Below are 21,421 nucleotides of genomic sequence, written 5' to 3' on the forward strand. Positions count from 1 at the left end.
CCCTCACCACCCCCGGCTTCTTCTCCACTCACCCCCCATCGCCCTCCAGCGCCAGGAGCACCCGTGCGACACCCTCGTTCCCTCCGCATCGCCCCGGCCGCCGCGCTCGCCGCACTGCTCGTCGTCGGCGGGGCCCCGTCGGCCGTCGCGCACGGCGACACCATCGCGTTCGACATCGTCACCTCGCAGCCCGCCGACGGCCATGTGCGCACCGTCGCCACCTGGGAGAACGACAAGGACCCGGTGACCGAATCGATCGCGGGAACGCTGTCCGCCGTCGATGTGAACGGGCGCTCCCTCGGCCCGTGGAAGCTCGTCCCGGTCGACGGCGCCGAGGCCACCTACACCACCAGCCAGGCACTGCCCCCCGGCCGCTGGAAGGTGACCGTGGACTGCGGCTTCCCCGACCTGGGCCACGGCCAGGCCACGGTGGACGTGCCCGCCGCCGGCAAGAAGCCCACCGGCGCGCCCAGCGCGCCCGCGGACCCGCCGAAGGACCGGCCGGCCGGCGAGGCGACGCCCAAGGCGTCAACCCGGAAGGCCGACGGCGACGACACCTCCGACGACTCGTCCTCCGCGCCCGTCTGGGTGGGCGCGGCTGCCGCCGTCGTGCTGGGCGGCGGGGCCGCCTTCCTGGTCGCCCGCCGCCGCGCCCGACGGTGACAGCACGTCGCTCGATCAGCACGGCGCTCGAGACGGATGGCGGCGCGGGGGATCGCTAGGGCGTGTAGACCTGGTCGAGCCGGTGGATCGCTCCGTCGTCGCCCGTCTCGTACTTGAAGACGAGGCCGGAATCGGGGTGTGCCGCCACCCAGTCGACCAGCTCCTGGACTCCGATGCGCTGGTTCTCGGCGCTGTCCGTGATGGGGTTGGTGGCGGATACGTACGCGGCCTGGTCAATCGCCCACCGGGCCTCCTCGCCGGTGGTGACGAACGGGGCCCCGTCCGTGTCCCCGTCGGGGCAGCCCCAGGTGCCGTGCTGGATGATCAGGTTCAGGTGCGTGGGGTCGTCGATCTCTTCGGTGCGGTAGAGGGCGAACTCGTCCGGGTCCACCTCATCCGGGGTCGGCGGCTTGTCCGCGCAGTCGGACTTCTTCGGCGCGGGCGCCTTGGGGGCGGCCGGCTTCTCGGCCGGCTTGCCCGCAGGCTTCGTGGCTGGTTTCGCACCACCCGTCCCGCCGGTACCACCCGTTCCGCCGGTGTTCCCCGAGCCCGCCGGACCACCGGAGACCGTGGGTGCCGCGGTGGACGAGGCGCTCTTGCCCTGCTTGGCGGCGCCCGGCTTCCCCGCGGCGTCGTCGTCCTTCGCGCATCCCGTCGTCACCGCCGCCAGCGCGAGAGGCGCCAGAAGACCGACGACGTATCTGAACCGCTTCGCATGCATGTGGTTGTTCCCCCCACTCAAGACGGCCATTTTCGGCCATGTCCCCTTGGACGGAGGGAAGGTACCAACGAGGGATACATGCGCACATCGGCGGCCTGCCCTCTGTCACAGGTCCGGGACATTTCCGTCGCAGGCCGGAGATCTGCGGCAGCGCGGGGGCCTGTCGAATGGGCCGGGAAACGCTCTGCATAGAGTGTGGGTCATGTCTCGGTCAAAGAATGCCCAGCAAGACCTTCACCACCAGCACGACCAGCAGTCCGCCCCGGCCCCCTCCCGCCGGAAGAAGAAGACCCTGTTCGCGGCCGTCGGCGTGGCCCTGGCCCTCGCCGCGGTGAGCGGATGCAACGAGGACACCGACGCGACCGGCTCCGAGGGCACCCCCGCGGGGTCGAAGGCGCCGTCGGCCGGCTCCTCCCAGCCCGCTACCCCGGACGCGGCCGGCTCCTCCGCCCCGTCGGGCCCCGCGGGCGACCAGCCGCTGGTCGCCGGCTGGCAGACGCAGACCCGGCAGGAGCACCACTTCCGCTACGACGTGCCCACCAAGGCCGAGAAGTGGAAGGTCTTTGACCAGGACGTCTCCCTGTCCTACACGGACAAGAGCGGCAAGCCGATCGTGGTGATGACCGGCGTCTCCAACTACCGCGAGGGTGGCTGCGCCTCCAGCGTCAACCCCCCGCTGGGTGAGGCCGGCAAGGGACAGCTCGCCACGGTGGGCACCACCGGCGGCGGCACCGACGGCACGCTCCAGGAGAACGCCCGCAACTGGGCGGGCAACTGGGGATTCGCCGCGTTCGGTGGCGCGGACCACAAGCCCAAGATCCAGGTCAGCGAGGCCAAGCCCTGGAAGCAGAACGGCATCGACGGCTACACCGCGACCGCCAAGGTCAACGTCACCTACCGCCCGAGCCCCTGCGTCCCGGCGACGGCCGTCGTGCACAGCATCGCTCAGAAGCTCCCCGACGGCACCATGCACGGCTGGGTGATCTACGCGGACCAGGGCGTTCCGAACGCGCTGACCGCCGCCGAAATCAAGAAGATCATGAGCACCGTCCGCTCGACGGACAGCTGACCCGTAGGTCACCGTAGCCGCCGCATCCCCGGCCCCGCGCCCGACGCCCGACAGGCGGCGGGTTCGGGGCCGGGGCCGCTCGCGGTGCCCCGAACCCGGGCCGGCGGCGTCGCCGGGGCGGGTGCGGAATACTGCCGTACACCACTGCTGGTACGGGGGGAGCATCGGTGCGACCGCTGGCGAAGGACGATCCGCGGCAGATCGGTCCGTTCCGGATCATCGGGCTGCTCGGGGGCGGCGGCATGGGCCGGGTCTACCTCGGCCGCGGCGCGGACGGGCGGACGGTGGCGGTGAAGACCGCGCGCTCCGAACTCGCCGACGACCGGGGCTTCAGGACGCGTTTCGCCCGTGAGGTGGCCGCCGCCCAGCAGGTGGGCGGGGCGTTCGTGGCGCCGGTGGTCGACGCCGCGCCGCACGACGACGTGCCCTGGATGGCGACCGACTACGTGCCCGGCGTCTCGCTGACCGACGCCGTGCGTGACGGCGGTCCGCTGCCCGAGCCCGCGGTGCGGCTGCTGACGGCGGGCCTGCTGCAAGCCCTGACGGCGGTGCACGCGCACGGCCTGGTCCACCGCGACCTCAAGCCCTCGAACATCCTGCTCACCGCCGAGGGCCCGCGCGTCATCGACTTCGGCATCGCCCACTCCGCGGCGGACACCGCCCTGACGACGACCGGCACCGCGCTCGGCACCCCCGGGTTCATGGCGCCCGAGCAGCTCGTCATGAGGGGCCCGGAGGTCACGGGCGCGGCGGATGTGTTCGCGCTCGGCGGGGTGGTCGTCTTCGCGGCGACCGGCGGCGGCCCGTTCGGGAGCGCCGACCCGCAGGTCCTCATGTACCGCACCGTGCACGAGGAGCCGCGGCTCGACGAACTCCCTTCAGGCTTGCGGGAGTTGGCGGCGGCCTGCCTGGCGAAGGAGCCGGGGCGGCGGCCCGCTCTGCCCGCCCTCATGGCGCGGGTGGGCGCACCCGGCCCGTACGGCGCATGGCTGCCGGAGCCGGTCGCCGCACAGCTCCGCCGCCTGTCCGCGCGGCTCGGCGACCCCAGGTCCCCGGACGCGCCGCAGGCCACCTACCGCCCCGCCCTCGCCACCCCGCCGCAGCGATCCCACGCATCCGCCCCCGCCACGCCGCCGCAGGAGCCCGGCAACACCGCCCCACCGCAGACCCCGTACAGCCCCGCCCCGCCCCCGGGGCCGGACGACCTCACCCCGGTCCAACTGGCGCACGGCCCTGGGCGGTCCGCCCCGCCGGGGCTGAGTCGGCGCCGGGCGCTCGCCGCGCTGTCTGTCGTCGGGGGCGTAGCAGGGGGCGGAGCGCTGGTCTGGGCGCTGCTGCCGGACGGCGGGGGCGGCAGCGAGAGCGCCGGGGGCGGTGACACCGGGGCCGAGCCCGGCGGCGTCCCCAAGCCGTCCGGCAGTCCCAGGCCCAGCCAGAACCCCTCGGCCCCCGGGGCGCCCTCCCGCCGACTGCCGCAGGAGATACGCGACAGGGGCGTCATCACCGTCGGCTCGGACATCGCCTACCCGCCCATGGAGTTCCGCGAGGACGGTAAGCCCACCGGTGTGGACGTCGACCTCGCCGACGCCCTCGGTCGCGAACTGGGGGTGCGCTTCCGGTTCCAGAGCACCACCTTCGACGCCCTCCTCCCCGGCCTGAACGCGGGCCTCTACGACCTGGTCATGTCGGCGATGACGGACACCAAGAGCCGTCAGGAGGGAATCGATCTGGAGACGGGGAACAAGACGGGCAGCGGCGTCGACATGATCGACTACTTCCGGGCCGGCCTCTCGCTCGTCGTCCGCAAGGGCAATCCGGAGGGCATCGGCAAGCTCGGGGATCTGTCCGGCAGAACGGTCGCCGCCCGGCGCGGCACGCTCGGACAGGATTACCTGGAAGAGCTGAGCCGGAAAGGTCCCAGGAAGGTGAAGCTCCGGCTGTTCGGATCAGCGGCCGAGGCCTGTGACGATGTAGCCAACGGCCGGTCCTCGGCCTGCCTGGATGACTTCCCGGTCGCCGCCCACGCGGCCGCCACCCACTCAGGCGGCGACGCCCTCGAACTCACCGGCGAACAGGTCGACCCCCTCCCCAACGGCATCGCGGTCGCCAAGGCCGATACGGGCTTGCGCGACGCCGTGCGCGAAGCCCTCGACCGCCTCATCGGCAGCGGCGAATACACGAGGATCCTCAAGAAGTGGCACGTCGAGGCGGGCGCGGTGCGGCGGGCGATCGTCAACGGGGGCAGCTAGGGCGTCACCGGTCGAGCGAGACACCGTTCTTCGCCCGCTCCATCGACTCGTCCGAGGGCATGCCGCCGGTGTTCTCCTCCGCAAGTGCCTGATTCAGCTCGACGAACGGCCGCATGCGCGCCTCGTAGCGGGCGAAGGCGGCGGTGTGGTCGCCGTCCCCCGCCTGCCGAGCTCGTCGGCGAGTATGTACCCGCCCACCAGCGCCAGGCTGCCTACCCCGCGGACTCCGGCGCCGACTGGCGGAGCCGCCTGGAGCTGGGGGCCCGTTCCCTCTGGGCGGTGCACCGCGCACACCCATGGCTCCCGCACATCGGACCGCTGACTCGCCCGCTCGCCCTGCCGCACCTGATCGCCTACTCGAAGTGGATGCTCAGCGCCCCGGACGGCCACGGACTCGATCCGGCGACCATGCTCAACGTCCTGATGTGCGCTCACATCCAGGGAACCGCGGTCCACCTGGAGCGGGGGGTGCAGGCCGCGAGCCCCACGGGGCTCTCCGAGGACCAGTGGGTGACTCCACCCCGCCCGTAAACGAGGGGGCTTCCTGCGTCGGTGGCTAAGCCTCCGCGCAGAGGGCCAGCCCGGCCCTGTGCAGGACGTTCAGCGCGCCTACGCGGTCGGCGTTCTCCACCAGGCCGCATTTGACGCACTCGAACTTTGCTTGGGTGACGCGGTTCTCCTTCGCGACGTGCCCGCAGCCGCCTGCGGCGGGTGGGCACGTGCGGGAGGTGTTGCGGGCGTCCACCGGGACCACGCGGCGAGCGGCACTCTCAGCCTTCTGCGCCAGGATTCCCAGGAACAGTCCCCAACCCGCGTCGAGGATACTCTTGTTGAGCCCGGCCTTGGCAGCGGCTCCGTTCGGAAGGAACGCGCCGTCCCGCTCAGGGTCGGGCTTCGGTTGCGGGCTTCTGATCATGCCCGCCGTGTTCAGCTTCTCGTGCCCAATCACGTCGTGCTCGCGGACCAGGGCGAGAGCCTGCTTGTGGTGGTGGTCGAGACGCTGACGCCGGATCTTGGCGTGCAGCTTGACGACCTTCCGAGCCGCCGCCCGATGCTTCTTCGTCCGGCGCTTCGTGCGCTTCGGGAACGTCGCAAGGTGCTGTTGGGCGGCGGTCAGCTCGTCGGCCATCGTCGCCAGGAAGCGCGGGTTCAGGGTGTGCTCCCCGTTGGAGTCGGTGAAGAAGTGCACCGTGCCCATGTCGATACCCACGACGCTGCCCGTTGTGGGAAGCGGCTCGGCCGGTACCTCGTCGCAGGACAGCGCCACGTACCAGCGGCGTCCTTCCCGCTTCACCGAGATCGTCTTGACCCGGCCGCGCACCGGCCGGTGCTGGTGCACACGCACGTGCCCGACGCCTTGCAGGCGAACACGGGTCTGCCGATCGTGCGGGGTGGAGTCCCAGCGGCAGCCGTCCCCGTCCTTCGGGAACGTGACGGTGTCGAAGTGGCCGACACCCTTGAAGCGCGGGTAGCCGGGCGTGAGCCCCGCCCTCACGCGACGGAAGAAGTCTTGGAACGCCTTGTCCAACCGGCGCAACGTCGCCTGCTGGCTGGAGAACGACCAACGCCCCTGACGTTCCGGGTCGAACGCCCGGATCTCCTTGAGCTGCGCGGACTGGTCCCCGTACTTGATGCCCGTCTTCGAACTGTGCCGGTAGGCGTCGCGGCGTTCCTGCAAGGCCCCATTGTAGAGGGAGCAGTGATCCCGCAGCATCTTGCCGAGGGCCTGCTCCTGGCGGGCCGTGGGCCTGAGCAGGAACTTGTATGCCCGTATCAACTGGCCCACCTACCTTTCCGGTTCGCTGCTGTCGTGTCGTTCAAGACGCTAACGGGTCGGTCTGACAGTCCACTCCCTGTGGTCTTGTGGTCTGCAGCACCATCGTTCGTGGTGGACGCGGAACCGGCCCTGGCGGCGTTCCGCCATCCCTGCCCGGAAATCCCGATGGACTCCCAGGCCGCCGCCTTCGCCGCCCTGGTCGCCTCCGGCGCGTACCCCACGTTCAGCAGGGTGATCGGCTCCTTCGGCGACAGCGACTACCGACTGCGTCTGGACGAGGTCTTCGAGCTCGGGCTCACCTCGATGCTCGACGGCCTGGCCACCACCTTGCTCGCGACTGCCTGAGCCGGCGGTTCACCGTCGCAGCAGCGCGTGCGTGCGCAAGGCCAGCAGGGCTTCGAACCGGAAGCGGGGATCGGTGAGCCGGTCGCCGAAGAGCGCGTCGAGCTGGCGCAGGCGCTTCCGGGCCGTCTGCGGATGAATGCCCAGGGCCTGGGCCACCTCGGGCGCGGTGCGGCCCCAGGACATCAGCAGGGCGTCCAGGGTCTCGGCGAGCCGGACGGCCTTGCCGCGCGGCATGTCCGCGAAGGCACCCAGCACCCGCCGGCCGAGCAGCTTGCCGATGGGCGCGCCCCGGAGCAGATGGAGGTCGGCCAGTTCCTCGTCGACGCGAAGGAACAAGCCCTCGCCGGGCGCGACCCCCGTCGGCGGCTTCGCATGGTGGTCGAGGGCGAGGAGGGCGCATTGCAGGGAGAGCCAGGCCTCGTGCGCGGCGACGGCCGGGCCGACCACGGTGCGGCGGCCCCGGGCGGCGCTCCGCACCCGGTCGAGCACTCCGCTCGTCTCCGGGTCGGGGACGACCAGTACCGCGTCGTTCCCGCGGATGACGGTGAGCAGTTCGGTGTCCGCGCCCGGAACCGAGAACCGGCCGGCCGACCGGACCACCACGCACACCACCGTGCGCGGCAGCGGCCACCGGGCACGCTCGGCCAGCGGCTCCAGCGGCGGGCGCTCCTGGCCTCGGGGCTGTTCCAGGAGCCGCTCCGCCAGGGCCCGGCGGGCGCGCTTCGCCTCGCCCTCCAAACGCAGCTGCGCCGCGCGGAAGCCCTTCACCGCCTCGTTGGACAGGGCGTTGATGTGGATCAGCACCGCTTCGTGCAGGGGGACGACCACCTCGGGCGGGAGCGACGCCTCCCGGGCGATCTCGGCGTACCGCCGGCTGCCCACCCGGGCGCCGACCCGGAAGGCGGCCTGGAGTCCGTCCGTCGTACGGCCGTTGAGGAACTCGATGCGGCCCAGCTCCCGGAAGTGGCGGATGTGGTGCGCCTGCGGGCTGTCGGGGTGCTCGGCCAGCTCCGCGAACTGCCGCAGCGCCCGGCGTATCGCCTCGTTGAGGTCGCGGCCGATGGCGGAGTCGAGCGGGCGGCGGTACGCGGGGACCTCCTCGCGGATCGCCTGGACCATCTCGGCGACGATCCCCTCGATCCGGGGACGGATCAACGCGCCCAGTTCCGGGGGGAGTTCGTGCCAGGGCTGACGGGTGAACGTCTCGACCGGTGACGCCATCGCAGTGACTCCGTCTCGGGACGACGCCAGTGTTGATCCGACGTTACGCGGCGGTAGCTTCCATGTCTCGCCGTTGTGTCAGTGACTTGCGATTTAGGTCAAAATCTGACCGCTATGACCTCTACTGTGTTCCTTGTCCGACGGAGAAGTAACAACGGAAGGCGGAGAGATGACTGCCAACGAGCTGACCACCGGCAACCTTGCCGAGGCGCCCGCGGCCACCGGCGAGCGCGCCGACCTGCTGGCGATGCTGGCCAAGCACCGGCAGTTCCTGCGCCTGACCACCCGGGACATCACCGACGAGCAGGCCGGCCTGCGGACCACCGTGAGCGAACTGTGCCTGGGCGGTCTGATCAAGCACGTCACGGCGGCCGAGCGGAACTGGGTCGACTTCATCGAGAACGGCCCCTCGGCGATGGGTGACTTCACCGAGATGACCGAGGCCGACTGGGCCCGACGCAAAGACGACTTCCGCATGCTGCCGGGTGAGACGCTGGCCGGCGTGCTGGCCGAGTACGACGCGGTGGCACGCCGTACCGACAAGCTGGTCGCCGTCCTCCCCGACCTGGACGCCGGCCACCCGCTGCCGAAGGCCCCGTGGTTCGAGCCGGGCGCGCGGTGGTCCGCCCGCCGGGTGCTGATGCACATCCTCGCCGAGACCGCGCAGCACGCCGGCCACGCCGACATCATCCGCGAGGCCCTGGACGGCGCCAAGAGCATGGGATGACCAGGCGCTCGACGCCGTCCCGCCGCACCCCGCCGACCGGGGACATCCCCCGGTCGGCGGGGTGCGGCGCGGAGCCGGCTCACTTCACCGACCCGGCCATCACGCCCTGGACGAAGTGCCGCTGGAAGGCGAAGAACACGATGAGCGGCACGACGAGGGAGAGGAAGGCGCCGGGCGCCAGCACTCCGATGTTGCTGCCGAACTGCCGCATCTCCGACTGCAGGGCCACGGTCAGCGGCTGCGACTCGCTGTCCGCGAAGATCAGCGCGACCAGCATGTCGTTCCACACCCACAGGAACTGGAAGATCGCCAGGCTCGCGATGGCGGGCCGCCCCAGCGGCAGCACCAGCTGGGAGAAGATCCGCCACTCCCCGCCGCCGTCCATCCGGGCGGCCTCCAGCATCTCCCTGGGGATCTCCGCGAAGTAGTTGCGCAGCAGGAAGATGGCGAACGGCAGGCCGTAGGCGACATGGAAGAGCACCACACCGGGGATGGTGCCGAACAGGCCCAGCGCGCCGAACATCTTGGCCACCGGCAGCAGGCCGATCTGGATCGGCACCACCAGCAGCGCGACCACCAGCAGGAAGACCCAGTCCCGGCCGGGGAACTCCAGCCAGGCGAAGGCGTATCCGGCCAGGGCGGCGATCACCACCACCGCGACCGTGGTCGGCACCGAGATCAGCAGGGTGTTCCAGAACGCCTGCGTGATGCCGGAGTTCTTCAGCAGCTCGGTGTAGTTGTCGATGGAGAGCTTCCCGGGCGAGGTGAGCGCGGTCCACCAGCCGCTGGTCGCGTTCTCCTCCTCGGTGCGCAGCGAGGAGAAGAAGAGCCCGGCGACGGGGGTGACCCAGACCACCCCGATGACCAGCAGGAAGATCTGGACCAGCCCGCCGCTGAGCCGCTTGGTCAGCCGGGCGGCCGGCCGCCCGGGGGCGGCGGACGGGCGGGATGCGGTCGGCGTCGGCGTCATGACTGACTCCTGCGGAAGCGTCGGATGTTGAGGACCATCGCGGGGATCACCAGGAGCAGCAGCAGTACGCCGAGTGCGCTGCCCAGTCCCTGGTTGTTGCCGCCGCCGAAGGAGACCAGCCACATCTGCATGGCCAGGACGTTGGCGTCCTGCTGCACCGGGCCGGGGGCGATGATGTAGACGAGGTCGAAGACCTTCATCACGTTGATCACCATGGTCACGAAGACCACGCCGAGGACCGGCCCGAGGAGCGGGACGGTGATCTTCCGGAAGATCTGCCACTCGCTGGCACCGTCCATCCGGGCGGCCTCCAGCACATCCCGTGGCATCGCGGAGAGCCCGGCGCCGATGAGGACCATGGCGAAACCGGTCCAGATCCACATGTACGCGCCGATGATGACCGGGGTGATCAGGGCGGGGCCGAGCCAGGAGATCCCCTCGTACGGCGGCGCGAAGTTCTGCCCGGGAAGCCGCACGGTGTACGACCCCGGCTCCAGACCGGTGAACCGGTAGCCGCCGTCCGCTCCGGTCGTGGCCTTCCCCACGACCTTCCCGCCGGCGTCGACCGCCTCCACCGCCATCTTCGGCAGGCCCCGCTCGGTGGGATCGACGCGGCCCGGCTTGCCGCCCCCGCCGAGGGTGAAGTCGAGGTAGACCGCGCCGCGCAACTCCCCGGCGGCGGCCGGGGCCGCCGCGGCCCCGGCCGCCGGCTTCGCCTCGGCGGGCAGCTCCTTGGCCGGCACACCGACCAGGCCGAGGTTGACCGTCTGCCCGGCCGTGCCGGTGAGGCGGCTGGGATGCGCCGTGCGGTACGAGCCGCCGTCCCCCTTGTCCAGCAGCCTGTCGCCGAAACGGGCCTTGGCGGTGGGGTAGGCGGAGGTCTCCTGGAAGCTGTCGTGGATGCCGACCGCCACCGCGTTGAGCACCCCGCGCTCCGGGTCCTGCTCGTAGGCGAGGCGGAAGATGATCCCCGCGGCGAGGAAGGAGATCGCCATCGGCATGAACATCAGCAGTTTGAAGGCGGTCTTCCAGCGCACCTTCTCGGTCAGCACGGCGAGGATCAGCCCCAGTCCGGTGAGCAGCGCCGGGGCGAACACCACCCAGATGGCGCTGTTGCGGATGGCCTTGAGCGTCGCCGGGTCGCGGAAGATCTCCGCGTAGTTGTCGGTGCCGACGAACTTCTCTCCCGAGGCGTCGAAGAGGCTGCGCCCGACCGAGAAGACGATCGGGTACGCGACCAGGGCGCCGAGCAGGAGCAGCGCGGGCAGCAGGAACAGCGCGGCGATGAGCCTGCGCCGGCCGGCGGCGCGCCGCCGGGGATCGGGGGAGCGTCGCCCGCCTGGACGGCGGTCGGCGCCGGTGGCGTCGGGCGGGGTGCCGCCCGCCTTCGCGGGCGGCACCTGGGGGGTGGTCACAGTCATCGGGGCGCGCAGTCCTTAACTATCGGTAGGCCTTGACCGCCGCGGCTTCCAGCGCGCGGGCCGTGGCCTTCGGGTCGGACGGGTCGCGCAGGAAGTCCTGGAGGAGCTTCCACTCGCCCGCGCCCTGGGTGCCGCCGAACGCGGCCGGGGCCTGGTCGGACATGTCGAAGCGCACCGAGTCCCCCGCCTCGGTCAGCGACTTGGCCGTCTGCCGGGTGGTGTCGTCCCCGTAACGGGAGAGGTTCAGCTGGGAGTTGGGGGAGATGAACCCACCGGACTCGGCCCAGATCCCGGCCGCCTCGGGGGAGGCGAGGAACTTCACCAGCTCCATGGCGGCCTTCCGGTTCTTGCCGGCCTTGAGTACCACGGCGGCGTCACCGCCGCTGACCACCGGGGCCGGGCCGCCGTCGACCGAGGGGAAGGGGAAGAACTTGGCGTCCTGGCCGACCTTCTTGTCCAGCTGGTCGGTGACCAGCCCGCCGACGAAGTCGCCTTCGTAGACCATGCCGGCCGCGGGCTCGGGGCCGAAGACCTGCTCGACGGACTCGGGGAAGTCGGTGCGCAGCGCGCCCTTCCCGCCCCCGGCGACCAGGTCCTTGTCCCCGAACAGCTCGCCGAGTGTGGTGAGCGCCTTCACCACGGTGGGGTGGGTCCAGGGGATCTTGTGGGCGGCCAGCTTGTCGTAGTTCTCCGGGCCGGCCTGGGAGAGGTAGATGTTCTCGAACCAGTCGGTGAGCGGCCAGCCGGCCTCACCGGCGACCGAGAAGGCCGGGACGCCCGAGTCGGAGAGGGTCCGCCCCGTCTTGAGCAGGTCCTTGTAGGTCTTGACGGGCTTGACGCCGGCCTGTTCGAAGGCTTCCGGGCTGTACCAGACCGTCGACTTGTGGGACGCCTTGAAGTACAGGCCGTAGTAGGTGCCGTCGACCGTGCCGTACTCCTTCCACACCGGGGCGAAGTTGATCCCGGCGCTGGAGGCGATCTCCTTCGACAGCGGCTCCAGCCACTTGTTCTCGGCGAACTGCCGCAGGACGCCGACCTGCGGCACCATCACCACGTCCGGGGCGTTGCCGCCCTCGATCTTGCTGCCGATGACGGTGGAGACGTTGTCGCCGGTGGAGACGAAGGTGGTCTTGGCGCCGGTCTTCTCCGAGAAGGCGTCCAGCACCTTCTTGAAGTTCTTCTGCTCCACGCCGGTCCACACTCCGGCGACGGTCACCGACTCGCCCTTGAGCTTCTGGTCGCCGCTGCCGGAGCCGCCGCTGTCGCCGCCGCACGCGGTCGCGGTCAGGGCGAGGCCGAGCGCGGCGGTGCAGGCCGCGGCGGTACGTATACGTCGTGTGCGTGGTGCCGTGAGGTGTCTCATGTCGGTTCCCTTCGATCGGGCGTTGGGGGTGCGGGGTGGGACGGACACCGGCTAGGAACCGGTCATCCACCAGGCGGCGGTGGAGCCGGGGAGGGTGCCGGCGCGGCAGTCGCCGCTGGCCAGCAGGGGGATGCCGGGTACGGGGGCGGGGACCGGCTCGGTGCCGAAGTTGATCGCGCAGACCAGGCCGTCGCCGCGGACGAAGGCCAGCACCTGCGGCGGCGAGGCGAGCCAGCGGAGGGTGCCCTCGCCGAGCTGGGGCAGGCTGCGGCGCAGTTGCAGACCCTCGCGGTACAGGTGCCAGAAGGAGCGGGTGTCGGCCAGCGCGCGGTCGCTGGCGTGCTCGGCGAACCACTCGGGCTGCGGCAACCACGGCCGCACCCCCTCGGTGGCGGTGCTGAAGCCGAACGGCGAGGCGTGCCCGGACCACGGCAGCGGGACCCGGCAGCCGTCCCGTATGTGCTGCCGGCTGCCGGTGCGGTGGAAGATCGGGTCGGTGAGGACCTCGTCGGGCAGGTCCAGCACCTCGGGCAGGCCCAGCTCCTCGCCCTGGTAGACGTAGGCGGCACCGGGCAGGGCCAGCATCAGCAGCGCCGCCGCGCGGGCCCGCGCCGGGCCGAGGCCTCCCCCAGACTCCGTCTGGGTGGGGGTGCCCCCGGCGAAGCCAGGGAGAGTGCCCCCGGCCTTGCCACTGGGCTCGGTCGCGTAGCGGGTGACGGTCCTGACCTGGTCGTGGTTGTTGAGCACCCAGGTGACGGTGGAGCCGGTGCCCGCGATGTCCTCCAGCGCCTCGGAGATGACCGTGCGGAAGGTGTCGACGTCCCAGCGGGCGGTCAGCAGGTGGAAGAAGAACGCCTGGTGCAGCTCGTCCGGGCGGACGTAGGCGGCCTGCTCGGCGGGGGTGCGGACGGAGACCTCGCCGACCAGCAGCCGGTCCCGGCCGTCCCGCGCGGTGTACTCCTCGCACAGCGCCCGCCACTCGCGCCACACCTGGTGCACCTCCGGCTGGTTCCAGGCCAGCGGGTTGACCGAGTCCCGGGTCCGCTCGTCCGCCTCGGGGTCGGGGGAGTCGGGCAGTTCGGGGTGCTTGTACAGGCCCGCCGCCACGTCGATGCGGAAGCCGTCGACGCCACGGTCCAGCCAGAAGCGCAGCACCTGCTCGAAGTGGCGGCCCACGGCCGGGTCACGCCAGTTCAGGTCGGGCTGCTCGGGGGTGAACATGTGCAGGTACCACTGGCCGGGCGTGCCGTCCGGCTCGGTGACCCGGGACCAGGCGGGGCCGCCGAACATGGCCCGCCAGTTGTTGGGCGGCAGCGTCCCGCCCGGGCCGCGGCCGTCGGCGAAGTGGAAGAGCGAGCGGGCCGGCCCGCCCGGGCGGTCCGCCAGCGCCGCCCGGAACCAGGGGTGCTCGCTGGAGCAGTGGTTGGGGACGATGTCGAGGAGCACCTTCAGGCCCAGCCGGTGGGCGTCGGCCACCAGGCCGTCGAACTCGGCGAGGTCGCCGTAGACCGGGTCCACGCCGCAGTAGTCGGCGACGTCGTAGCCGTGGTCATGCTGCGGGGAGGGGTAGAAGGGGCTGAGCCAGATGCCGTCCACCCCGAGCTTCTTCAGATACGGCAGTCCGGTGCGGACGCCGGCCAGGTCGCCGATTCCGTCACCGGTGCTGTCGAGGAAGCTGCGGACGTAGACCTGGTAGATGACCGCGTCCCGCCACCATCGCTGGGCGGTGGAGGCGGAGGAGTGCCGCGCGGCGGAGGCGTCAGACGCGGGGTCGGCCGGGGCGCCGTTCCCAATCGTCGCTGTGAGCATCTGCGGTGAACCGTTCTTGCATGGCGCGTCACGGAGGACACGCCCGGTCGCTGTTATGCATGCATGTTAAGTAGCCGTGTCATTTGGGTGTCAACGAAACTGACAAAAACCGAACCCATTTGTCCGGTTTAAAGGAGGATTGGCAGGGCGCCGAAAGGCGCTTGGCTACTTAACAGGTAACTAGCGAGAGGTGGGGAACGTTCAGCCGCGGCTGACGATGGCGCGCAGCTCGCGCGTCAGCCGCGCCACGGCCGCCGGGGTGCTCTCCCGCCCGGCCAGCGCGTCATGGGCCACGGCCTGCACCGCCAGGCTCACCTGGTCGTACCGGGGGCTCTTGGGCCGCGGCCTGGCCGCCAGAAGGCTGCTTTTCAGCGTCGGGAGGTAGGGGAACCGCCGCACCAGCGCCGGCTCGGAGTACAGCTCCGCCCACACCGGCGGCAGCGACCCCTCGGTGAGCACCCGCCGCTGGACCGGTTCGCTGGTCAGGTACGCCATCAGCTCGGTGGCCGAGGTCCGGTGCCGCGAGTGCGCGTTCACCGCGAGGTTGGAGCCGCCCAGCACACTGGAACCCGGCCCGTCCGGCCCCGGCAGCGGCACGGCGCCGAACTTCCCCGCCACCGCCGAGCCGCGCGCACCGGCCAGCGCGTACGCGTACGGCCAGTTGCGCAGGAACAGCAGCTCACCGTCTTGGAACGCGGCGCGGGACTCCTCCTCCTTGAAGGACAGCGCCCGCTTGGGAATCCACCCCTCGCGCAGCCCCCGGACGAGGAAGTCCAGTCCCCGGCGGGCGGCGGGGGAGTCCACCGTGACCCGCGCGCCCTCGTCGCCGAGCACCGTCCCGCCGGCCGACTGCACCGCCTCCACGACATTGGCGGTCAGCCCCTCGTACGGCAGGAACTGCCCGGCGTACCCGTCCATGCCGTACTCGGGCGCCACGGTCCTCGCCAGCCGCTCCAACTCGGCCCAGGTGCGCGGCGGGCGCTCGCCCTCCCGGTCCAGTACGTCCTTGCGGTAGTAGAGCAGCCCGGCGTTGGTCACGTACGGCACCGCGTACAGCCGCCCGCCGAAGGTGGCGGTGCCGACCACCGGTGGCAGGAAGCGGTGCAGGGGGAATCGGGTGCCGTCCACCGGCGCGATCCAGCCCGCCGCGGCGAACTCCGAGGTCCACGCCACGTCGATGTTGAGCACGTCGAAGCGGTCACTGCCGGACCGCAGCTCGCTGACCATCTGCGCCCGCACCTCGTCGGCGGAGTCCGGCAGCTCGACCAGTGTCACCTTCTCGCGAGGATGGGTCCGGTTCCAGCCGTCCAGGATCCCGCGCAGATAGCCGGTGAGGTCGCCGCCGGTCACCAGCGTGATCGGGCCCCGGCCCGCGGCGTCCGCCGCCGGCCGCGCGGCCCGCGCCTCGATGCCGGTGTATCCCGCGAGCAGCAGGACACACACCAGGAGGGCCCTACCCGCGGCACGCTTCCACCGCATAGGTTCCTCCTCGCACACTTCCGGCGCGCCCTTCCGCTCGCTCGTGGCGAACCGGCGTCCAGCCCCCCTGTATACCGGTTAGGCATGCGCGATACTAGATGGTGCTGGAAGATACGAGGGCGATCCGGCTCACAGCCGGACGAGGACAGCTAACCGTCATATAGGGCTGCGGGGAAGAGGGAGATCGTGCGGCTGCCACTCCTGGCGCTGTTGGCGAGCGGACCCGCACACGGTTACGAACTCAAGCAGGCCCTTGAGAAGCTCCTGGGCGCAGCGTACCCTCAGCCGAACGTCGGCCAGATCTACGTCACTCTGGGCAGACTGGAGAAAGCCGGTCTGATCGAGGGCGAGGACATCGAGCAGTCGGACCGCCCGAACAAGCGCATCTACCGCATCACCGACGCGGGGCGCGAGACGGTGGACGTCTGGTTCGAGGAGCCGACCGCCGAGCCGCGGGTGCGGGACGAGTTCTTCATGAAGCTCGCCCTCGCCGCCCGCACCGGGGCCGCCGACCAGATCGCCCTGATCAACAAGCAGCGCCGCCACTACCTCAACACCATGCGTGACCTGTCGAAGCTGTCAGCGGTAGAGGACCGGGACAACCGGGTCGCGCAGCTGCTGATCGAAGGCGCCATGCTGCACCTTCAGGCGGACCTCGACTGGTTGGAGCGCTGTCAGGAGGAACTGGAGTGAGCGAGCAGCCGCGCGGCGCCATCGTGCGGGCCGAGGGCCTGGTCAAGAGCCACCGGCCGGAAGGCGCCGCCCCGGTCCACGCGGTGCGCGGCGTGGACCTGCACGTCGAGCGCGGTGAGTTCGTCGCCGTCACCGGACCCTCCGGCGCGGGTAAGTCCACCCTGCTGCACCTGCTGGGCGGCCTGGACCGCCCGGACAGCGGCTCCATCTGGCTCGACGGCCGGCAGGTCGACACCTGCAGCGAGGCGCGCTGGGCCGTGCTGCGCCGCAAGCACATCGGGATCGTCTTCCAGTTCTTCAACCTGGTCTCCAACCTCACCGTCGCCGACAACGTCGAACTGCCCGCCCTGCTGGCCGGCAGCTCCCCGCGGCAGGCCCGGGCCGCCCGCGAGGAGCTCCTCGCCGAGCTGGGCCTGGAGGGCAAGGGCAACAGCACACCGAGCGAGCTGTCCGGCGGTGAGCAGCAGCGCGTCGCCCTGGCCCGCGCCCTGGTCAACACCCCCAGCCTGCTGCTTGCCGACGAGCCCACCGGCAGCCTCGACAGCAAGGGCACCCGCGAGGTGCTGCGGCTGCTCTCCCGCTTCCACCAGCGCGGCCAGACCATCCTGCTCGTCACCCACGACGCCCGGATCGCCAGCGCGGCGGACCGGGTGATCAGCTTCTTCGACGGCCGGATCGTCGACGACGCGACCCTGGACGACGGCCGGGACCGGCGCGCGACCGGAGTCTCCGGCGTACTCAGGCTGAAGGGCTGACCGGCGTGTGGGCCACGGTGCGCTGGGCACACGCCGACCTGCGCGCACACCGCGGCGCGGGCCTCTTCCTCGTCCTCGCCACCGCCGGGGTCACCGTCTCGCTGCTGCTGGCCGGCGCCCTGCTGGGTTACGCGGCCGACCCCTGGCAGCGGGTCTTCACCCGGTCCTCCGGCGCGCATGTGTGGATCCACACCAAGGCCGACGCGCCCGCCGGCACCCTCGGCGGTCTGGACGAGGTCCAGGCCGCCTCCGGCCCGTACCGCACGGTGCGCACCACCGCGGCACCCGAGGCGGGTGGCGCGAAGGCGGCGCTGGAGGTGCGCGCGGTGACCGAGCCGCCCGCCACGGCCGCCCCGCAGGTCGGCTCCGGCCGCTGGCTCGAAGCCGGCACCGACGACGCCACCGACGACGGCCGGGACGACGGCCGGGACGGCGAACATGGCGGCGGACGCGGTGGCGGCATCGTGCTGGAGCGCTCGCTGGCCCGGGCGCTGTGGGCCGACCCCGGGGACTCGGTCACGCTGCGCGGCTTCGCGGCGCCGCTGCGCGTGGTCGGCATCGCGGACACCGCCGAGGCGCAGTACCGCGTCGGTGAGACCCCCGGCGTCGCCTGGGTGCTCCCGGCCACCCTCTCCGCCGCCGACGTGGACCGCGACCACCGCGGCCAGACCATCGGACTGCGGCTGACCGACGCGCGGGACACCGACTTCGTGGTGCAGCGCGCGGTCACCGAACTCGGCGCCGGCCGGATCAGCGGGGTCTCCACCTGGCGGCAGGCCAAGTCCGCGGCGGAAGGGGACGACCAGCTGCTGGGACGTCTGCTCGGCCTCTTCGGGCTCGCCGCGCTCCTCGCCGCCGCGCTCGCCGTCGGCGGCGCCATCAGCACCCGGGTCCGCGGCCACCTGCGGGACATCGCCATCCTCAAGGCCATCGGATTCACCCCCGGCCAGGTCGTCCGGATGTTCCTCGCCCAGCACCTGGGCCTGGCCCTGCTGGGCGTCGCGCTCGGCACCGTGCTCACCGAGACGCTCGGCACCCGCATCCCCGGCAGGATCGGGGAGGCCATGGCGCTGTGGCGGGAAATGCCCGAGCACACCTGGCTGCCGTACCTCATCCCCGCGGGCGCGCTGGTCTTCATCGCCACGGCGACCTGCCTGGCCGCCTGGCGGGCCGGCCGGGTGCCGCCGGTGCCGGTCGCCCGTGCCGCCCTCGCGCCAAGCCGCCGGATGTCCGGCACCGCCCGCCGGGCGCTGGGCCTGCGCGTCCCGCCCGCCCTGGTGCTCGGCTGGCGCGGCGCCTTCCACCGGCCGCTGCGCTCGGCGACGGCGGTGGGACGGCTCGCCGTGCCGCTGCTGCTGATCACCGTCGCGCTGGGCGCCTGGGCCACCCTGGACCGCTTCGAGTCCCATCCCGAGAAGGTCGGGCTGCCCGCCGCGCTCACCGCCCGCGCCGACGGCCTCGGCGACCGCGAGCTGCGCCAGGTGCTGGCCGCGCGCCCCGACGCCACCGCCTACCCCGGCGCCGAGGTGCAGGCGCTGGTCCCCGGCCAGACCGGGACGATCACCCTGCGCGCGCTGGGCACCGACCGGGCCCGCTACCCCTTCTCCGTGGCCGAGGGGAGGCCCGCCCGCGGACCGGACGAGGCCGTCGCCGGGCAGGGCCTGCTCGACCTGCTGGACGTGACGGTCGGCGACTGGGTGCGGATGACCGTCAGCGGACGACCGCACGTGCTGCACATCGTCGGGCGCAGCATCGAACCGGCGGACGGCGGCCGGGTGATCTCCACGACCCTGGACACCCTGCGCGACGGCGGCACCGCCCCCCGGCCGGACTTCTACCACCTGGTGCTGGACCGCGGCGCCGACCCGGCGGCCGTACGCGAGGCCCTGGCCGACGCCTCGGGCGGGCGGATCGAGGTCCGCGAGATCCCCAACCCGGCCGACCGGCTGTCCGCCGTGCGCGGGGTCACCGTCGGCCTGGTCGCGGTCCTGGCGCTGATCGGCCTGGCCGAGCTGTCGACGACGATCGGCGCCGGGGTGCGCGACCGCGGCCGCGACCTGCTCGCGCTGCGCGCCATCGGACTGACCCCGCGCCAGATCACGGCGGTCATCGTGGCCGCCACCGGCTTCGTCGCGGCGGCCGCGGCCGTCCTCGGCACGTCCCTCGGAGTCTTCGCCTCCGCCTGGCTGATCGACCTCCAGGGCCGCACCAGCGGCATCGGCGCGGGCATCGCCCAGCCACCGCCGCCGGGAGTCCTGCTGCTGGTCGGCGCCGCCGCGGTCACCGGAGCGGTCGCCGTCTCCGTCATCCCCGCCGCGCGCGCCGCGCGCCGCAGATCAGCGGACTCCGCCAGCGACGTGCTCTAAGGGGGTGTCCGCGGCCGAGTGCGCGGCTCGGCGCCGAGCGAAGACAACGGTGGCGGGAGCTCGGCCGGGCGCCGGGCGTCAGCCGCTGCGCCGGGTCACCCGCAGGGTCCGCGCCGTCCGGTCGGAGGCGTCCGGGATGAGCATGCCGGCCGCGGCGCCGGTCAGCAGGTAGTCCACGACGGCCTCGGTGATGACCTCGCCCGGGGCCACGACCGGCACTCCGGGCGGATAAGGGGTGAGCAGCTCCGCGGCGACGCGCCCCACCGCCTGGCGGGCCGGGACGTGTTCGGCCTCGGCGAAGAAGGCCTCGCGCGGCAGCACGGCCTGCTCCAGCTCCAGTTCGCCCACCTCGGGGAGGCGCACCGCGGGGCGCGGCGCGATCGAGCCGGCGTGGTCGGCCAGCCGGCGCAGGGAGTCGACGAACAGGCCCTCGGTGCGGTCGTCGTCCGCGTGCGTGATCTGGCCGCTGATCCGGCAGGTGTCGGACGAGCCGACGTCCACCTGGCAGTTGTCGCGCAGCCATTCGGCCGCCTGCATCCCGCTGATCCCCAGCTCCCGCACATCGACGGTGATCTTCAGCGGGTCCAGCTCCGCGGTGAGGCCGGCGTGCACCACTTCCTGGTCGAGGAGGCGCAGCCCCGTCATGCCGGCGATCGCCTCCCGGATGCGGGCGGAACGGCGCAGCGCGGTCTGGAGGAGGTCATGGCCCTGCTCCACCATGTGGCGGCGCCACCCGTCGAGAGCGGCGTACACCAGCGACGACGAGCTGGTGGTGCCGAGCAGGTCCTCCCGCTGCTTGAGGACGTTCGCCGAGATCCGGTCGCCCTGGAGGTGGAAGACCGAGCTCTGCTCGATGGCGCCGCCCATCTTGTGGACACTGGTGACGACCAGGTCGGCGTCCGCGTCCATGCCCCAGGCCGGCAGCTCGGGGTGGAACGGCAGGTGCGCGCCCCATGCCTCGTCGACGATCAGTGGGATGTCGTACCGGTGGCAGACGTCGGCGACGCCCTGGATGTCGGCGCACGAACCCCAGTCGGTCGGCGTGATCAGCAGCATCCCCTTGGCGTCGGGGTGCGCCCGCAGGGCACTGCGCGCGTCGTCCGGTTCCGGGGGATGGGCGAGGTGCCGTTCGGCGTCGAACTTGGGGTGCACCCAGACGGGCTGGACCCCGTTGACGATCACCGCGGCGATCACCGACTTGTGCGCGTTGCGGGAGAGGAGGAGCTTCTCGCCCGGCCCGGCCACCGCCAGCATCGCCGTCTTCACCGACAGGGAGCTGCCGCAGGTGGAGAAGAACGCCCGCTCCGCGCCGACCGCGTCCGCCATCAGCTCCTGGGCCTGGTCCAGGACGCCCTGTGACTCGCGCCGGTCGTCCAGGCCGTTGAGCATCAGCACGTCGGAGGCGAAGACCCCCTCTCCCAGGATCTCCACCACCCGTGGGTCGGCTCCCCGCCCCTGCTTGTGCCCCGGTGGCCCGTAGACGACGTCACCACGGCGCCGGAAGTCCCGCAGAGCCTCCAGCACGGGGACACGCGAATGATCCATCGGCTCCTCCCTCGCAGACGAGAAGGCATCACGCCCTCCCGGGTACCCGGGAACGCCCGGCGCAACCGGGGCCGGGGGCGAGCCGGGCCATCGGGCACCGGGCGCCGGCTCTGCGCGCTGGGCACCGGGCGATGGGCATCGGGCGATGGGCATCGGGCGCTGGGCATCGGGCGCTGGGCATCGGGCGCCGGGCGTGCACCGCGGTGCCGGACGGGGCGTGCGAGGATCCTTCCGCCGATACGCACTGG

Annotated in this window: 18 protein-coding genes; 9 read left to right on the forward strand and 9 right to left on the reverse strand. The window is 72.2% G+C overall.

Going from position 1 to position 21,421, the window contains the following annotated elements:
• Positions 1–63 precede the first annotated feature (63 nt).
• Positions 64–663 (forward strand): hypothetical protein, encoded by a 600-nt coding sequence (locus tag AC4BDD_RS26210; protein WP_490687914.1) that lies wholly within the window; start codon positions 64–66, stop codon positions 661–663.
• A gap of 55 nt (positions 664–718) precedes the next feature.
• Here AC4BDD_RS26210 and AC4BDD_RS26215 read toward each other — a convergent pair whose 3' ends face one another.
• Positions 719–1,384, reverse strand: a complete 666-nt coding sequence (locus AC4BDD_RS26215) for a hypothetical protein (RefSeq protein WP_490687915.1) — start codon at positions 1,382–1,384, stop codon at positions 719–721.
• Positions 1,385–1,586: 202 nt separating this feature from the next.
• On the opposite strand from AC4BDD_RS26215, the gene AC4BDD_RS26220 reads away from it, so the two are divergent.
• The 3 genes from AC4BDD_RS26220 to AC4BDD_RS26230 all read left to right on the forward strand — a co-directional run bounded on the left by AC4BDD_RS26220 (position 1,587) and on the right by AC4BDD_RS26230 (position 5,233).
• Positions 1,587–2,453 (forward strand): DUF8017 domain-containing protein, encoded by an 867-nt coding sequence (locus AC4BDD_RS26220; RefSeq protein WP_490687916.1) that lies wholly within the window; start codon positions 1,587–1,589, stop codon positions 2,451–2,453.
• A gap of 167 nt (positions 2,454–2,620) precedes the next feature.
• Positions 2,621–4,702, forward strand: a complete 2,082-nt coding sequence (locus AC4BDD_RS26225) for a protein kinase domain-containing protein (protein WP_490687917.1) — start codon at positions 2,621–2,623, stop codon at positions 4,700–4,702.
• A 279-nt stretch (positions 4,703–4,981) separates the two neighbouring features.
• Complete coding sequence (locus AC4BDD_RS26230) at positions 4,982–5,233, forward strand: hypothetical protein (RefSeq protein ID WP_490687918.1); 252 nt, start codon at positions 4,982–4,984, stop codon at positions 5,231–5,233.
• A 25-nt stretch (positions 5,234–5,258) separates the two neighbouring features.
• Here AC4BDD_RS26230 and AC4BDD_RS26235 read toward each other — a convergent pair whose 3' ends face one another.
• Positions 5,259–6,479 (reverse strand): RNA-guided endonuclease InsQ/TnpB family protein, encoded by a 1,221-nt coding sequence (locus AC4BDD_RS26235; protein ID WP_490691942.1) that lies wholly within the window; start codon positions 6,477–6,479, stop codon positions 5,259–5,261.
• Between the two features lie 111 nt (positions 6,480–6,590).
• Between AC4BDD_RS26235 and AC4BDD_RS26240 the strand changes: the two genes are divergently transcribed.
• Positions 6,591–6,824 (forward strand): TetR/AcrR family transcriptional regulator C-terminal domain-containing protein, encoded by a 234-nt coding sequence (locus AC4BDD_RS26240; protein WP_490687919.1) that lies wholly within the window; start codon positions 6,591–6,593, stop codon positions 6,822–6,824.
• A 9-nt stretch (positions 6,825–6,833) separates the two neighbouring features.
• On the opposite strand, the gene AC4BDD_RS26245 is transcribed toward AC4BDD_RS26240, so the two are convergent.
• Complete coding sequence (locus AC4BDD_RS26245) at positions 6,834–8,045, reverse strand: PucR-like N-terminal domain-containing protein (RefSeq protein WP_490687920.1); 1,212 nt, start codon at positions 8,043–8,045, stop codon at positions 6,834–6,836.
• Between the two features lie 169 nt (positions 8,046–8,214).
• On the opposite strand from AC4BDD_RS26245, the gene AC4BDD_RS26250 reads away from it, so the two are divergent.
• Entirely contained in the window at positions 8,215–8,772 is a 558-nt protein-coding gene (locus AC4BDD_RS26250) for a DinB family protein (protein WP_490687921.1), read from the forward strand.
• Positions 8,773–8,851: 79 nt separating this feature from the next.
• On the opposite strand, the gene AC4BDD_RS26255 is transcribed toward AC4BDD_RS26250, so the two are convergent.
• From AC4BDD_RS26255 to AC4BDD_RS26275, 5 genes are all read right to left on the reverse strand, one after another.
• Positions 8,852–9,742 carry a carbohydrate ABC transporter permease gene (locus tag AC4BDD_RS26255; RefSeq protein WP_490687922.1) on the reverse strand — a complete coding sequence of 297 codons (891 nt, stop codon included), beginning with the start codon at positions 9,740–9,742 and terminating at the stop codon, positions 8,852–8,854.
• A complete protein-coding gene (locus AC4BDD_RS26260) occupies positions 9,739–11,163 on the reverse strand; it encodes an ABC transporter permease (protein ID WP_490687923.1) in 1,425 nt (474 codons plus the stop codon). The genes AC4BDD_RS26255 and AC4BDD_RS26260 overlap by 4 nt, the downstream gene beginning before the upstream one ends.
• Before the next feature lie 19 nt (positions 11,164–11,182).
• Positions 11,183–12,526, reverse strand: coding sequence for an ABC transporter substrate-binding protein (locus AC4BDD_RS26265; RefSeq protein WP_490687924.1), 1,344 nt, complete (start codon positions 12,524–12,526; stop codon positions 11,183–11,185).
• A gap of 51 nt (positions 12,527–12,577) precedes the next feature.
• On the reverse strand, positions 12,578–14,335 hold the full coding sequence (locus AC4BDD_RS26270) for a glycoside hydrolase family 13 protein (protein ID WP_490687925.1): 1,758 nt from the start codon (positions 14,333–14,335) through the stop codon (positions 12,578–12,580).
• 201 nt (positions 14,336–14,536) lie between these two features.
• A complete protein-coding gene (locus tag AC4BDD_RS26275) occupies positions 14,537–15,814 on the reverse strand; it encodes an ABC transporter substrate-binding protein (RefSeq protein ID WP_490687926.1) in 1,278 nt (425 codons plus the stop codon).
• 186 nt (positions 15,815–16,000) lie between these two features.
• Between AC4BDD_RS26275 and AC4BDD_RS26280 the strand changes: the two genes are divergently transcribed.
• The 3 genes from AC4BDD_RS26280 to AC4BDD_RS26290 are packed head-to-tail and all read left to right on the forward strand — an operon-like array spanning position 16,001 to position 19,628.
• Positions 16,001–16,507 (forward strand): PadR family transcriptional regulator, encoded by a 507-nt coding sequence (locus AC4BDD_RS26280; RefSeq protein ID WP_490687927.1) that lies wholly within the window; start codon positions 16,001–16,003, stop codon positions 16,505–16,507.
• Entirely contained in the window at positions 16,504–17,262 is a 759-nt protein-coding gene (locus AC4BDD_RS26285; RefSeq protein ID WP_490687928.1) for an ABC transporter ATP-binding protein, read from the forward strand. The genes AC4BDD_RS26280 and AC4BDD_RS26285 overlap by 4 nt, the downstream gene beginning before the upstream one ends.
• A gap of 5 nt (positions 17,263–17,267) precedes the next feature.
• A complete protein-coding gene (locus tag AC4BDD_RS26290) occupies positions 17,268–19,628 on the forward strand; it encodes an FtsX-like permease family protein (protein WP_490687929.1) in 2,361 nt (786 codons plus the stop codon).
• Positions 19,629–19,706: 78 nt separating this feature from the next.
• Here the strand turns inward: AC4BDD_RS26290 and AC4BDD_RS26295 are convergent, their stop codons facing one another.
• Entirely contained in the window at positions 19,707–21,173 is a 1,467-nt protein-coding gene (locus AC4BDD_RS26295; protein WP_490687930.1) for an aminotransferase class I/II-fold pyridoxal phosphate-dependent enzyme, read from the reverse strand.
• Positions 21,174–21,421: the final 248 nt, after the last annotated feature.

It is taken from the genome of Streptomyces sp. JLBT605 (assembly GCF_058215555.1).

What these genes read in the sequence shown, in the direction of transcription:
- AC4BDD_RS26265 (WP_490687924.1), bottom strand. Translation starts at nt 12,526, where the DNA reads ATGAGACACCTCACGGCACCACGCACACGACGTATACGTACCGCCGCG.
- AC4BDD_RS26220 (WP_490687916.1), top strand. Translation starts at nt 1,587, where the DNA reads ATGTCTCGGTCAAAGAATGCCCAGCAAGACCTTCACCACCAGCACGAC.
- AC4BDD_RS26275 (WP_490687926.1), bottom strand. Translation starts at nt 15,814, where the DNA reads ATGCGGTGGAAGCGTGCCGCGGGTAGGGCCCTCCTGGTGTGTGTCCTG.
- AC4BDD_RS26250 (WP_490687921.1), top strand. Translation starts at nt 8,215, where the DNA reads ATGACTGCCAACGAGCTGACCACCGGCAACCTTGCCGAGGCGCCCGCG.
- AC4BDD_RS26245 (WP_490687920.1), bottom strand. Translation starts at nt 8,045, where the DNA reads ATGGCGTCACCGGTCGAGACGTTCACCCGTCAGCCCTGGCACGAACTC.
- AC4BDD_RS26295 (WP_490687930.1), bottom strand. Translation starts at nt 21,173, where the DNA reads ATGGATCATTCGCGTGTCCCCGTGCTGGAGGCTCTGCGGGACTTCCGG.
- AC4BDD_RS26215 (WP_490687915.1), bottom strand. Translation starts at nt 1,384, where the DNA reads ATGCATGCGAAGCGGTTCAGATACGTCGTCGGTCTTCTGGCGCCTCTC.
- AC4BDD_RS26260 (WP_490687923.1), bottom strand. Translation starts at nt 11,163, where the DNA reads ATGACTGTGACCACCCCCCAGGTGCCGCCCGCGAAGGCGGGCGGCACC.
- AC4BDD_RS26255 (WP_490687922.1), bottom strand. Translation starts at nt 9,742, where the DNA reads ATGACGCCGACGCCGACCGCATCCCGCCCGTCCGCCGCCCCCGGGCGG.
- AC4BDD_RS26270 (WP_490687925.1), bottom strand. Translation starts at nt 14,335, where the DNA reads ATGCTCACAGCGACGATTGGGAACGGCGCCCCGGCCGACCCCGCGTCT.